Source organism: Pseudoalteromonas sp. MTN2-4 (genome assembly GCF_042848605.1).
GTDB lineage: Bacteria > Pseudomonadota > Gammaproteobacteria > Enterobacterales > Alteromonadaceae > Pseudoalteromonas.
The window spans coordinates 88,812-101,353 of the sequence record NZ_BTGK01000013.1 but is presented as its reverse complement, the minus strand read 5'-3'; the positions used below and the strand labels follow the sequence as shown (position 1 = coordinate 101,353).

The 12,542-nt window shown below is 40.7% G+C and carries 12 protein-coding genes; 3 read left to right on the top strand and 9 right to left on the bottom strand.

The annotated features are described in order from the left end of the window. Positions 1-300: 300 nt before the first annotated feature. Positions 301-831 carry a TerB family tellurite resistance protein gene (locus ACGHEH_RS20695; protein WP_390449369.1) on the bottom strand — a complete coding sequence of 177 codons (531 nt, stop codon included), beginning with the start codon at positions 829-831 and terminating at the stop codon, positions 301-303. A gap of 76 nt (positions 832-907) precedes the next feature. Here ACGHEH_RS20695 and ACGHEH_RS20690 point away from each other — a divergent pair, with 76 nt between their 5' ends. After that, positions 908-1,210, top strand: coding sequence for a hypothetical protein (locus tag ACGHEH_RS20690; RefSeq protein WP_390449367.1), 303 nt, complete (start codon positions 908-910; stop codon positions 1,208-1,210). Between the two features lie 12 nt (positions 1,211-1,222). Here the strand turns inward: ACGHEH_RS20690 and ACGHEH_RS20685 are convergent, their stop codons facing one another. The 6 genes from ACGHEH_RS20685 to ACGHEH_RS20660 all read right to left on the bottom strand — a co-directional run bounded on the left by ACGHEH_RS20685 (position 1,223) and on the right by ACGHEH_RS20660 (position 8,564). Beyond that, entirely contained in the window at positions 1,223-2,566 is a 1,344-nt protein-coding gene (locus ACGHEH_RS20685; protein ID WP_390449365.1) for a sensor histidine kinase, read from the bottom strand. A gap of 22 nt (positions 2,567-2,588) precedes the next feature. Next, on the bottom strand, positions 2,589-3,920 hold the full coding sequence (locus tag ACGHEH_RS20680) for a sigma-54-dependent transcriptional regulator (protein WP_390449362.1): 1,332 nt from the start codon (positions 3,918-3,920) through the stop codon (positions 2,589-2,591). A 75-nt stretch (positions 3,921-3,995) separates the two neighbouring features. Then, positions 3,996-5,204, bottom strand: coding sequence for an FtsX-like permease family protein (locus ACGHEH_RS20675; RefSeq protein ID WP_349287875.1), 1,209 nt, complete (start codon positions 5,202-5,204; stop codon positions 3,996-3,998). A gap of 9 nt (positions 5,205-5,213) precedes the next feature. Beyond that, positions 5,214-6,527 (bottom strand): ABC transporter permease, encoded by a 1,314-nt coding sequence (locus ACGHEH_RS20670; RefSeq protein ID WP_138481305.1) that lies wholly within the window; start codon positions 6,525-6,527, stop codon positions 5,214-5,216. A gap of 1 nt (position 6,528) precedes the next feature. Next, positions 6,529-7,233, bottom strand: a complete 705-nt coding sequence (locus ACGHEH_RS20665) for an ABC transporter ATP-binding protein (protein WP_058032267.1) — start codon at positions 7,231-7,233, stop codon at positions 6,529-6,531. A gap of 74 nt (positions 7,234-7,307) precedes the next feature. Beyond that, the gene (locus tag ACGHEH_RS20660; RefSeq protein WP_390449357.1) at positions 7,308-8,564 is read right to left on the bottom strand and encodes an efflux RND transporter periplasmic adaptor subunit; all 1,257 of its coding nucleotides are present in this window, start codon (positions 8,562-8,564) and stop codon (positions 7,308-7,310) included. A 402-nt stretch (positions 8,565-8,966) separates the two neighbouring features. Here ACGHEH_RS20660 and ACGHEH_RS20655 point away from each other — a divergent pair, with 402 nt between their 5' ends. Next, positions 8,967-9,452 (top strand): SixA phosphatase family protein, encoded by a 486-nt coding sequence (locus ACGHEH_RS20655; RefSeq protein ID WP_390449355.1) that lies wholly within the window; start codon positions 8,967-8,969, stop codon positions 9,450-9,452. 89 nt (positions 9,453-9,541) lie between these two features. After that, positions 9,542-10,009, top strand: a complete 468-nt coding sequence (locus ACGHEH_RS20650) for an SRPBCC family protein (RefSeq protein ID WP_390449353.1) — start codon at positions 9,542-9,544, stop codon at positions 10,007-10,009. 1 nt (position 10,010) lies between these two features. On the opposite strand, the gene ACGHEH_RS20645 is transcribed toward ACGHEH_RS20650, so the two are convergent. Together ACGHEH_RS20645 and ACGHEH_RS20640 are read right to left on the bottom strand one after the other, a co-directional pair. Further along, the gene (locus tag ACGHEH_RS20645; protein WP_390449351.1) at positions 10,011-11,471 is read right to left on the bottom strand and encodes a PLP-dependent aminotransferase family protein; all 1,461 of its coding nucleotides are present in this window, start codon (positions 11,469-11,471) and stop codon (positions 10,011-10,013) included. A gap of 86 nt (positions 11,472-11,557) precedes the next feature. Then, positions 11,558-12,433 (bottom strand): hypothetical protein, encoded by an 876-nt coding sequence (locus ACGHEH_RS20640; RefSeq protein ID WP_390449348.1) that lies wholly within the window; start codon positions 12,431-12,433, stop codon positions 11,558-11,560. Between the last annotated feature and the right edge of the window lie 109 nt (positions 12,434-12,542).

Sequence of the window (12,542 nt, the reverse complement as noted above, 5' to 3'; positions counted from 1 at the left end):
AGGTTTATAACAGCTTATTCTCTCCCAAATTGCCTGAATAAATACCGACAAAACGGGCTATATTACATGTCCCAATATTCACACAAGAAAAGTTCATTGTAAACATGAGTTTAGAATGTCCAATTTTATACAGTTGTGAAAATTGGACAAAACGCGCTGTAATAATGTTATGCGTCAAAAATAAAACTCTGTATATAAAAACAGTGTTTTATTTTGCTCTTTTTGTGAGGTAGTTAAATTGATATGAGTGCATCATGATTGAAGGCTGAGAGTCTAAACAAACTTGCAAAGTAAACTTGATTAGATATCTAAACTCTCTTGCACACGTATTTTAGCTGCCACAAAATCTACATGTGCAACATACATCAAACTCGATATTTTACGAATGATGTGATCTTCATAATCATCTAAATGACCATCTGCAAAAGCAACATGCCATAACAACTCGATCACTTCCATACGTTCTTCGTAGCTTGTTTTCGCATTCACTTCTTTTACAAATTGGTGCAAATCTAGCGCAGCTTCAACCATAGGTCTTACTTTATCTATCAGAACTTTAACCTGGCTTTCATCTAGCTCACACTGTGTTTTTAAAATTTCGGCAATCTTATCGAGTTCCGATTGCTCAATTTTGCTGTCAGCGCGCATGACTTCAACTAACAGAGCTGCAAGCCCTGTATTAAAGTCAATTGAATTCTCAGGCTTGTTGGTTTGCTGTAATTCATTACTGAAATCAGCTAATAATGCTTTAAGCTTTTTAAACACAATTATGTCTCTTCTTGCTCTATATAGTTTGATTATATCTTTGTTCTTCAGATTATATCGACTCATAAACATTTTCTTACAGTATTTAGGTACTCAATAAAATACACTCCTCATACTAATATTAATAAATACATGGATGCATATGAAAACGCTTATCACGACACTACTACTAACACTTTTAATGGGATGCGTTTACGTCCCAGAAAACACACATAGCTATGATGAAAAATGTAATGTCATGCGTAAAAAGAAGGTATTAGCACTAGAAGAAGCAATCCCTATGGCAAATTGCTCAAACGAGGCATGTGCGCTATTAATGGCTAGTTATGGTGTAGTGACTGCGGCGAGCTTTGTGGTATCAGGTAGTATTGTGGTTATTTCTAATACCGTGTATTGGCTCGAAAAGCCCTCTGATTGCAAACCAGAGGAAACAAACATCAACTAAACTAAAATCGAGTTAACTTGGGAAAAGCACCTGAACAACTAAGCCCGTTTTCCCATCACCTCGGTTATGCAAACTTAGTTGACCATGATGGGCTTCTGCGATTTCTCGACAAAGCGCAAGCCCCAAGCCACTTCCACTTGCTTTGGTTGAATAAAAAGGTACAAGGGCATTCGCCATAACCGCTTCACTCATACCTTTGCCTGCATCGCTCACTCTAAGTAATGTAACTTGAGATTTAGCTTCAATTTTTACTTTAATCTGTTCAGCTTCTGAGCCCGATTCGTGTGCATTTTTAAGCAAATTAATAAGAAGCTGCTCTAGCTGAACTCTGTCTGCAAGGCATTCAACGTTTGGGATATCCCCTTCAATACTAAAAGCCCACTCTTGCTTAACACTGTTCAATAAACTCGACCAATCAATTACTTCGAGTTTTGGTTGAGGCAATTTGGCAAACTTGCCGTAACCTTGAACAAACTCGTTCAGGTGATTTATGCGCTCTTGCATGGTCGAAAATACCCGCCCTAGCCTTGGTTCATCGAGGTTTTGCGTCAGTATTTTTCCACTGTGCAGCATAGATGACATAGGACCCAATGAATTATTCAGCTCATGACTGATGATGCGTATCACCTTCTTCCATACTGCCACTTCTTGACGACTCAGTTCACGAGTAAGCTGTTTAAAAATATATAAACGGTGGCTATGGTTATTTAACAAGAACTGTCCGGTTGAAAGGTGCCAAGTCTGGGCTTCGTCATCTTGCTTTAATTGACTATCATTTGAATGAGCGCGCTTTAGATGAAATAGTCCATCTCTGCCTGCTTCCATCGCATTTTGAATTTGCTCACTGCCAAAAGCATAGAGTTCATTGCGAGTTAGACCTTCAAGTTTCTGCTCACTATTAAATAACAGTTTGGCACTGTTATTACTGAAGACCACATGGTTATTGCTGTCTATCAAAACTAGAGCTTGCGGAGAAGACTGCAACACTTTATCTAGCATCAATTCACGCTGATAAATCCATTGTTTCTCTTGTCTAAGCTGCTCGGCGGTTTGGTTATAAGTAAGACACAATCGCCCTAGTTCATCGTATTCACTGTATGCAAGCAAGCTCGAAAACTCACCGTCTTTGAAGTTCAACAAGCCCGTTTCTAACGCTTTAATGCCTGAGTTAATCGGTTGAGTAATTAGACCACTCACAAACCAAGCGAGAACAACGGCCAAACCCAAACTAATCAGGCTGAGTGTACTTGATGCGCCAAGCACAAGTAGTACGGGCACTAACGCCAAGACCACACTTAAAATTGTAGCTAACTGCAATTTATGTCTAGTACTGAGATTGGCTGTGAGTGATTTCATAAAAGTTAACGTTTTAATTTTATTAGTAGTCGATATCGAATTTTTGTAAGCGTCTATATAGCGCTTGTCGTGAGAGTCCAAAATGCCTTGCTACTTTGGCAACAACCCCATGATACTCACGCATTGCCGCCTCTATTTCATCTTTATCAGGTTCTTTATTTGAGTTTGGAAGCGTTACATTTTGTGTTTGGTGTAAACCAAAGTCGGTAAATTCCAGTGCACCATTTGGCTTTAGAACAGCAGCCCGCTTACAGGCGTTTTCAAGCTCTCTGACATTTCCCGGCCAAGCATAGCTCGTCAAAGCCTGCTCAGTGGCTAATCCAAATTCTCGCTCTGGCAAGAAGTGTTTTATAAGTGGAACGATGTCGTCTTTTCGTTCACACAATGGAGGCAGCCTGAGCTCTATGACATTCAGTCGGTAATATAAATCTTCTCGAAACCTGCCAGCTTTTATGTCTTGTAATAAGTCAGCATTAGTCGCCGAAATAACCCGTACACTGACCTTTTGTGTTTGCACTGATCCTAAGCGCTCAAACTCACCCGTTTGCAAAACTCTAAGAAGCTTCATTTGCCCTGACGGAGGTAAATTGCCAATTTCATCTAAAAATAACGTGCCGCCATCAGCAGCTTCAAAACGACCAATACGCTGTTTATTAGCGCCTGTGTAGGCACCCGCTTCTGCGCCAAATAGCTCAGCCTCGATTAACTCACTGGGCAATGCGCCTGCATTAACTTTAATAAATGATTTGTCTGCCAAAGCAGAATTTAGCTGCACAATTTCGGCAATACGCTCTTTACCACTGCCGTTTGGCCCAGTGATCAATACCGACACGTCTGACTTAGCGAGTTGCAATGCCATATCTACTACTCGCTCCATGGCTGTGCTTGCATACACAAGACCAGCTAAATTTGCCTGCTCATGGGCAGAGTGTCGCTCATCTTGTTGGCGGTTAAATGTATCGTTGTCTTGCTTGGCCTTACCCAATTCAATCAGGTTTGCAATGCTGGTCAGTAATTTATTATCATCCCAAGGCTTGGCAATGTAATCAGCAGCGCCCGCTTTCACTAACTCTATGGCGGTTTCAAGCTCTGTCCATGCGGTGATCAGAATAATAGGTAAGTGTGCATTGAGTGCACGCAGTTGATAAAAGAGATTTTTGCCTTCTTCACCCGATGTGGTGTCAGCGGTAAAGTTCATATCTTGAATAGCCAAGGCAATACGTTGATAGCGAACAACTTGCTCGGCTTCGAAAGGGGTATGTGCTGTCACAACATCATAACCATGTATTTCGAGCAATAGCGATAACGCATCGAGTACAGCTTGGTTATCGTCAATGATGAGTATTTTGTCCATGTATTTTCGTTTTATTATTCGTGCTACACCAAAGGCTTGAGTGTAGCACGAACTAATAGATTGAGTATTTAGAAGTTAAATTGTTCTTGTTGCAATACTTGGATCGATATTAGCCGCACGCCGTGCTGGCCCAATCACCGCTAATAAACTGATCACAAAAACTGCAACGGCTGTGATTGCAACATACCAGTTTGATAACGCAGGGACTGAGTAATGTGCCATAAGCTGTTGACCGAGTAACACTGCACCACATACCCCTAGTACTAAACCAGCTACACAAATTAGGCTGTTTTCGACCACAAAGTAACTGATAATCGCTGATTTGCGAGCCCCCAGCGCGCGCCTTGTACCGATTTGCTTTGTGCGCTTATTAATATTAAACAAGGTAAGGCCAAAAATACCCAAGGCTGTAACTAATACTAGTACACTGATTAATATCACTAGCATACGCATCATTAATCGGTCTTCGGCAACATAATCTGCTTTTTTTACATCCAGCCCGGTTAAATCTTGAATAACGCGCTTTGCGTAATTTGAATGCATCGCACTTTCAATTTGCTTCATCACCTCGGCGCGGCGTCCTGGCTCTGTACGAACTAAAAACTGATGAAGCTTACCTGGGCTCACTGTCGGTAGTAATACTGATTTATCTTTACGGTTTTCAAGTTTCAGCCAAGGGCCTTTCATCATGCCGATAATACCGACAATTGTTAAAGGCTGGTCGCCCATATAAATCACTTTGCCTAATCCATCCTCACCGGGATACAGATCGTCCATCAATGCTTTAGTTGCCAACGCCACTTTAGGGAATTTGCTATAGTCTCGATTCAACACAACTTCATCTTCAGTAAAGTTGCGACCAGCAATTAAGTTAACACCTAAGGTGTTTAAACCGTGCTCGTCTGTTTCAAAGTAACTGGCGTTCACCGATTTTGACTTTTCTGGTACGGGTTTTAATCTAAAACCCGTTGACGAACCTCCCCCCGACAGTGGCACAGCACTGATCTGAACAGCATCAACAACACCCGGCATGGCTCTGAGCATCTGCTCATCTAAATCTATCTGTTGGATTAAATCAACGTCAGTGCCAAAGGTCATTACGTTAAACTTAAAAATATTTTCTTCTTCATACCCCGTTGGCTGGTTTAAATAATCGAGTCTATCTTTAATGATAAAAGCTGCATTGCTAACAATGGCTGTTGTAATCGCTATTTGTATTAGCAACAACACTGCCCCCACTTTGGAGCGCAACAAGGCATTGAAAATAGGTTTAATTTCTAACATGTCAGGCTCCTATTGGGTTTTGAGATAAGTAGCTGGTGTGGTGTTACATACTAACCAAGCGGGGTAAAGACCGGCGATAATACACGCTGAAATGGCGATTAACGGCGCGGTCATCAGCATTGAAATGTCCATATTCGCGAGTGCATCGTAATAACTCAGGCTTTGACGTATACCAAATAAACCAACTTGCGCCACAATAATGCCGATAACACCACCAAAAAGTCCCAACATACCAACTTCAACAATGTGCTGGAAAAACACTTGTTTCTTACTTGCGCCAAGTGCTCGTCGCACGCCCACTTCTGGCGCTCGGCGTAAGAATTTCGCCAGTAAAAGACCAAGAATGTTAGCTAAACATACCGCCAAAAACATAAAGCTCAGTGCAACCATAATCTTGTTATCTTCGTTCACCACCTCCCAGTAACTGATCCATTGATTTACATCTCTAAGCTTATATTCGGCTTTTTCACGCGTAAAACGTCCAGCTTTCTTTTCTTCAGCAATATAGTTTTCTAAATACGCTTCAAAAACACGTTTCTCAGAGGCATTGTTTAACTCTACCCAAAACTGTAACCAAAATTTTTCTGATTGCAGCTTGTCGTTAAAGACTTTTACAGGTTCATGTTTCCAACCATTGGTGTTTCCCCAAGTGTCTATTTCATTCGCTTTGATCAATGAGAACGGAATAAAAATATGCTCTGGTTTGTTGAAAGAGCCATTGTTTAGGTCGAAATATTTTATGTGTAACTTCCAGTCTTCGATCACCCCGACAACACGCACACTTAAATCATCAAGATAAAAGGTTTCCCCTACACTATTACTCGTACCGAATAATTTTTTGCTAATGCTTTGAGAGATTACAGCGACTGGAGCTGCACTACTTTCCTGCTCTTTGCTCCACACGCCGCCATTGATGAATGACAGATTAAACATATCAAATGCATCTCTTGACGCCACGCGTGTTTGCTCTAAAAATGGTTTCACTTTATCTGAGTTTAAGTGCACCGAAAAACCGGTTTTCATCAAAGCTGCGCGTTTAAATGGTAAATCCGCGTTTAATAAATTTTCAGTATCACGATAAGTTAACTGGTATGGCATGCTGTCAGGCGACCACCAGCTTTCTCCTTCATCCATACTTTGCAGTTGTACCGCAAACAGTTTGTCACTCTTTTCAGGAATAGGGTCCATCGACATCATGTGGTAAACCGACAAGCTGGTCATTGTAATGCCAATACCAACTCCTATGGCAATTACCATTAACAGGCTTACTAATGGCGTGCGTTTAAAGCTCCGCCAACTTAAATCTATATAATGACTGAACATATTAAGCTCCTACTGCCATATTTGGATTACCCTGATATAGCGTAAAATCAGCAAGTTGGCCGTCTACTACCTGAATATTGCGCGGTGCACGACGAGCTAACTCCGCGTCGTGCGTTACCATGATTATGGTGGCGCCATCTCGGTTGATTTGCTCAAGCAGCTCCATAACTTGACGTGCCATTAAGCTATCTAGATTACCTGTTGGTTCATCGGCCAATAAAAAGCGAGGTTCACCAGCCAGCGCACGTGCAATGGCAACACGCTGTTGTTGACCACCAGAGAGTTGCTGAGGTAAATGCTTAGCACGGCTAGCTAGCCCCACCTGCTCTAAACACTGCTCAATTCGGCGTTTGCGCTCAGCCGCTTTGATCCCACGATAACGTAAAGGCACTTCAACGTTTTCGTACAAGTTTAAATCTGGAATGAGGTTAAAGCCCTGGAAGATAAAACCAATTTTTTGGTTACGTAAGTCCGCACGTTGATTGTCATTCAGTTTGCCAACATCAATGCCATCCAATAAGTATTCGCCACCAGTGAAGGGTTCTAACATGCCCGCAATATTCAAAAAGGTGGTTTTACCTGAACCCGACGGGCCAGTTACAGCAATAAATTCACCTTCTTCAACATTTAAATTAAAGTCACGTAAAGCATGTGTTTGAACCATCTCTGTTTGGTACATCTTGCTGATATTATTCATTTTTAACATTGTTCTTTCCTTTTTAATTCGGTCTATATTCTGTTGATGATGCCTAAATGTGCTTGTTGTTATCTCTGTAATACTTATCTCAACAATACGGCATCGGCATTTTTAAATGTGTCGTAATTTGAAATGATGATTTCATCGCCTTGTGCAAGTCCACTTAACACTTCCACATGGTTAATACTGGTGACACCGGTGTTGATTTCGATGCGTTCTGCACGTTCGCCATTAAGCTTGTAAGCCACGTAGCCACCCGCATTCATAAATGCTCCACGCTTTACCATTAATACATCGCTGCGGTTTTCTAATAAGATACGCCCTGATAAACGCTGGTTTTGACGTATATTGCTAATATCACTTTGGTTAAAGCGCACACGCGTGGTTACTTCACGGTTATTCACCTCTGGCGAAATGGCTGACAACGTACCTTTAACTAGCTCAGTGCCCATTTTCAGCTCTACTTGCATGCCGATCCCTAAATCATTGGCATAGCTCTCTGGTACTTGCAATTCTGCTTCAAAAGCGGACAAATCGACTAAAGTGAGTAAGGCTTGGTTTTTAGTCACCATGGCTCTAGGTTGCACCAGCAAGTTACCAACGATGCCGGATACACTGGCTTTTACATTTAAGTTGCTGACTTTTCTTTGAAGTTCATCAACCACCAGTTGCTGTCTAGCAACTTGGCTTTGCGATGATTGTAACTCAAACGCCAAGGTATCTTTGGCGAGCTCAACCTCTTGCTGCGCATGTTTAAACGTCAGCTTAGCTTTGGCTAAATCATCGACGGCTTTTTCTAAATCAATTTGACTGATCAGGCTTTTCTCTATTGATAATTTTGCTCTTCGGTTTTCACGCTCAGCGGCACTGAGTTCTACTTGCGCCATGTCTAATGTTTTATTAAGTGTTAAAGTCTGGCGCCTTGCTTCTAGCTCACTTCTGGCAAGTTCGCCTTGTAGTCTGGCAAGCTCTGATTCTTGTTGCTTTAAACTGTTATTCAGCTCCGGACTTTCTACCTCTGCGATCACCTGCCCCTTCTCTACACTGTCACCTGCTTTCACTTGCAAGGTGACAAAGCCTTGCTCTGGGCTGTAAGCTTTTGGTGCATTAGCAGCAACTATTTTACCTGTTGTAGCGATATCTCTGACTAGGTCACCTTTAATGACCGTCGCAATTTGTAGCTGGGCTTTATCAACAGACTGGCTGACATTATCGGTATTCATCATGGCGTAACCTGCCCAAGTAACAAGCGACAGTACACCAGCAATCAACAGTACAGGTTTTATTCTTTTGGGCTTATATTGGACCATTTGATCTTGGCCACTGGTATCTCTGATCATACTTATTCCTTATTGATTCAAAAATTGCTCGGTGCAGCTGATAAGCAATGACATCAACAACATCAAAAGGAGTGATACAAAAAAAGCGGTCGTTAAAATCATTGTCTTGCTCCTGAGCCTATTATGTCTAAATAGATACCAAGACTGTGCCAAACTTTAAAAACCAATATTTTCATGAGCTTATAGATTTTCAGGCTCTTGTACGCTTGTCCGCGGACGATAAAAGTGTCCGCATCGGACACTTTTTAGCTAATACCAATTCTTTTAATTAAGCGTTCTATTTTGAGGGTTGGTATAAGTCACTCGTGTAATTTAAAAATGCTTAAGTCATTGAAATGAAGTAATAGACTGTTAATGTAAGAATTAACAACGGTTTCTAAACTGAGATTAAGGAGTATAAAAATGAAGTTCAGTTTATTCGCGGTTATCTCGTTGCTCTTTTCGAGTCAACTTATGGCATCACCAGAGCAAATCTTTTTATTACGCCACAGTGAAAAAGCCAGTGGTAGTGATCCGTCATTAACGGATAAAGGAAAGCTCAGAGCCAATAACATTGCCAAGCAGCTTTTGTCAGCCAAACCAACACAGCTTTTCAGCACTAACTACAATCGAACTCAACAAACCATCACGCCACTGGCAAGGGCGACTTCACTCAAAGTCCAAAGCTATAACCCAAGAGAACTGGTGCAATTTGCAGGAGAGTTAAAGTTATTAAATGGTGTAGCCGTTGTTGTAGGTCACAGCAATACAACACCTCAACTTGTGAAGCTGCTTTCAGGGCATCGAGTGAACATTGAAGAAGATGAATACGATAAACTATATGAACTGCGCCTGCATGGCGATAAGTACCAACTTATTCGTCACAAAACATCAGCTAAAGCAAGGTGATATTCTCGCTTCAAAGATAACTCTTATGTAACGTGAAAAATCGACAATCTAAATCTATGCTTTATAAAAACGATAAAGCATAGAATTTTATGAACGTTCAACAGTCCATTATTATTCCAGCAAAAAAAGAGCAAGTATGGCGCGTCATAAGCGATATACGTCATGCCCACCAGCACATTTCTGCCATAAAAAGCCTAGTGATTATTGAGCAACCTAAAGAGGGGCTTAAAGGCCTAAAATGGCAAGAAACTAGAACCATGTTTGGTAAAGATGCCACAGAGACAATGTGGATCACAGAGTCACAAACTTACTCATTCTATAAGACCAAAGCACAAAATCATGGTTGCGATTATTACTCTGAGATGAAGATTATTGAAGGCACAGATCAATGTGAACTTATTATGGGTTTTACAGGTGTCCCTCAAAGCTTGTTTGCAAAAATTATGGGAAAGCTCATGTCACGATTCATGACAGAACAACTTAAAAAAACCATGCAAGAAGACTTAAAAGACATAAAAAGTGCAGTGTTGGCGATCCATAATCTAAACACTGAGTGAGTTATAATTGTTCTGAAAAGATTTTGTATATACCGGCTTCTGCTTGCTCAACTGTTTGTGAAGCAAACCCTAAGCGAATATGACTAATCTTGCCATCATTTGGTTTTAAAGAACGGACTGAATTAGAGTGATAAAACTCTTCTTCCGATTGAAAATAAATGCCCTTTTCTCTGGCTCTTAATTTTAACGCAACCGCATTTTGATGACAGTTTAGCCAAAATGCCATACCGCCATCAGGCTTGGTAAATGAAAGGTTTAGGCCGTGCGCTTTTAAAGCATTAAGGGTGCTATTCATTGCTTGCCATCGCGCTTTATATGATTTGGTCATACGCTTTAAGTGACGTTCAAACTCTCCTGTCTCCATCCAGTGCGCGACCGCCAGTTGAGTAAAGACGTCATTCTTATGATTAATGAGCTTTTTTAACCCTTTTAAATACGCTAGAACAGGTTTGGCAGCATGTAAATAGCCGAGTCTCGCTCCAGCACACATTATTTTAGAAAAGGTCGATATATAAATCACAATACCCGCGGGATCATCTGCCGCCATTGGCTGAAGAGGCCGACACTGATAGTGAAATTCATGATCATAATCGTCTTCAATGATCAGCACACCATATTGATAGCACAACTGATAAATTTCTAGGCGCCTAGCTATGGGCAATGTCACTGTTGTCGGGTATTGATGTAATGGTGTTAGATATAGTAACTTGATTTTTCTCAGTTTTAGCTGGGTTTCTAAGTCATCAACACATATCCCATGCTCATCTTGTGCAATATCGACTAGTGCTGCACCACAACTTTCGAATGCCTGTCTTGCAGGCGGGTAGCCTAAGGTCTCAATCGCAACAAAGTCACCTTGATTGATAAACCCTTTAGCAACCAAATATAAAGCTTCTTGTGAGCCATTACAGATAAGTAAATCATCAACATTTAGTGCTCTTGCCTGACCAAGGTATCTTAAAATTTGGTGCTTAAGTGAAGGTAATCCTGCGCTATCTGAATAATGCATGTCATGGGCGTTGAATTGCCTCGCGGCCATACTCAAAGATTGTTTAAATTTCTGTTTAGGAAAAGCAGATAAATCAGGCAAGCCTCCGGCAAAAATATAGTCAAAAGCTGAAAGGTCGACTTCACTTGTCTGTTGTAAGGGCATCGAAAAATTATACTCAAATGGTTTTACACTTCTTCGTTTAGTATATTTTTTACTGGCATCAATTGGTAAATGTTCACTTACAACATAGCCACTTCTTTGTATAGAAGTCAGCCACCCTTCAGCCACTAAACCTTGTAAAGCGTTCATCACAGTGTGACGATTTACTTGGTAATAAAAAGAAAGAGCTCTGGCTGACGGAAGCACTGTACCAGGTAACAATGAACCTGACTGAATTGCATTGCGGTATACGTCAATAATTTGCACATATTTGGCTTTGCCATCACTAAAAATAATCTCTAAAGGCTGCATGGCACTGTCGTATTGAAAAATTGAGTTATCATGAAAGCGCACAAAATCAATTTGAATCTCTGCTGACTATCTAAATATCGAATCAACTATAACTTGGCAGGAGTATTAATAATTTGCCAACTACTCACCTTATCATTTACATATCCAGACTGACGATACGCTTTTTCAATTTCACCCCTTTCTTTTAAAATTGATAACCCTTTTTCAAGTGCCTTTATCAAAGGCTGACTTTGAGCGGTGAAACGCGCTACCGGAAAATGACGACTGTCAGGCATAATGACTTTTAAGTTTTTGATCGGTACATAAGTTTGGCCATTATGTTTGAAGCTCAAATCATCAGAATTGTGAAAAGGTCCTAGCATCACATCAGCACGTTTTTTATAGAGCATATCTAACATGGTCGTGTACTTACCTGTGTGATACATGCCATTAAAGTTTAATTGCTTAAGTATTTGCCAGTCATGCTGCCAATTTTGATTTGAAACTGCGATTAACTTAACTAATTCAGCGGGTTGCTTCACTGACAGCACATCAACATTTTCGCTATGCGTATATAGCCCAGCCTCTGCACGACCCGCTTCTAACACGGCGCTACTAATATGCAACTTATGCTCAAACTGTTTAATCTCGTTAAACCAAAGAGGCGTAGCACTTAAATGTATTACCCCCTGTTTCATCAATTTAATTCTGCGTGGCGGGTGATCAACTTGAATATAATTAATTGGTAATTTAAAGCCACCAAGGCGAATTGCTTTAACAAGTAGCGCATGCTCAACTACATCACGAGAAGCCTTTAAGCTGCTGTAGTCGTTTATATCTAAAATATTTCTGCTGTCTAAAAACTCAAAATACAGCTGTTTTATATCATCTTGTATGGCAATAGTGATCGTTGAGTTATCTATTTCTGCTGAGCTGACTCTGTGCCAAAGCAAACAAAAACACAATAATAGTAGGCGGGTCATATCAATCCTTAATCTTCTCAACGCAGTGTCATTAAATCGCAATTCACTTATTAACTCAATAATAAAATACTATTAACACTGGTCTAGTTGATTATTCCATTCTGGTTGT

Excerpts from the sequence above, each read along its gene's own strand:
- ACGHEH_RS20695 (WP_390449369.1), bottom strand. The coding sequence starts at position 831 with ATGAGTCGATATAATCTGAAGAACAAAGATATAATCAAACTATATAGA.
- ACGHEH_RS20690 (WP_390449367.1), top strand. The coding sequence starts at position 908 with ATGAAAACGCTTATCACGACACTACTACTAACACTTTTAATGGGATGC.
- ACGHEH_RS20685 (WP_390449365.1), bottom strand. The coding sequence starts at position 2,566 with ATGAAATCACTCACAGCCAATCTCAGTACTAGACATAAATTGCAGTTA.
- ACGHEH_RS20680 (WP_390449362.1), bottom strand. The coding sequence starts at position 3,920 with ATGGACAAAATACTCATCATTGACGATAACCAAGCTGTACTCGATGCG.
- ACGHEH_RS20675 (WP_349287875.1), bottom strand. The coding sequence starts at position 5,204 with ATGTTAGAAATTAAACCTATTTTCAATGCCTTGTTGCGCTCCAAAGTG.
- ACGHEH_RS20670 (WP_138481305.1), bottom strand. The coding sequence starts at position 6,527 with ATGTTCAGTCATTATATAGATTTAAGTTGGCGGAGCTTTAAACGCACG.
- ACGHEH_RS20665 (WP_058032267.1), bottom strand. The coding sequence starts at position 7,233 with ATGTTAAAAATGAATAATATCAGCAAGATGTACCAAACAGAGATGGTT.
- ACGHEH_RS20660 (WP_390449357.1), bottom strand. The coding sequence starts at position 8,564 with ATGATCAGAGATACCAGTGGCCAAGATCAAATGGTCCAATATAAGCCC.
- ACGHEH_RS20655 (WP_390449355.1), top strand. The coding sequence starts at position 8,967 with ATGAAGTTCAGTTTATTCGCGGTTATCTCGTTGCTCTTTTCGAGTCAA.
- ACGHEH_RS20650 (WP_390449353.1), top strand. The coding sequence starts at position 9,542 with ATGAACGTTCAACAGTCCATTATTATTCCAGCAAAAAAAGAGCAAGTA.
- ACGHEH_RS20645 (WP_390449351.1), bottom strand. The coding sequence starts at position 11,471 with ATGCAGCCTTTAGAGATTATTTTTAGTGATGGCAAAGCCAAATATGTG.
- ACGHEH_RS20640 (WP_390449348.1), bottom strand. The coding sequence starts at position 12,433 with ATGACCCGCCTACTATTATTGTGTTTTTGTTTGCTTTGGCACAGAGTC.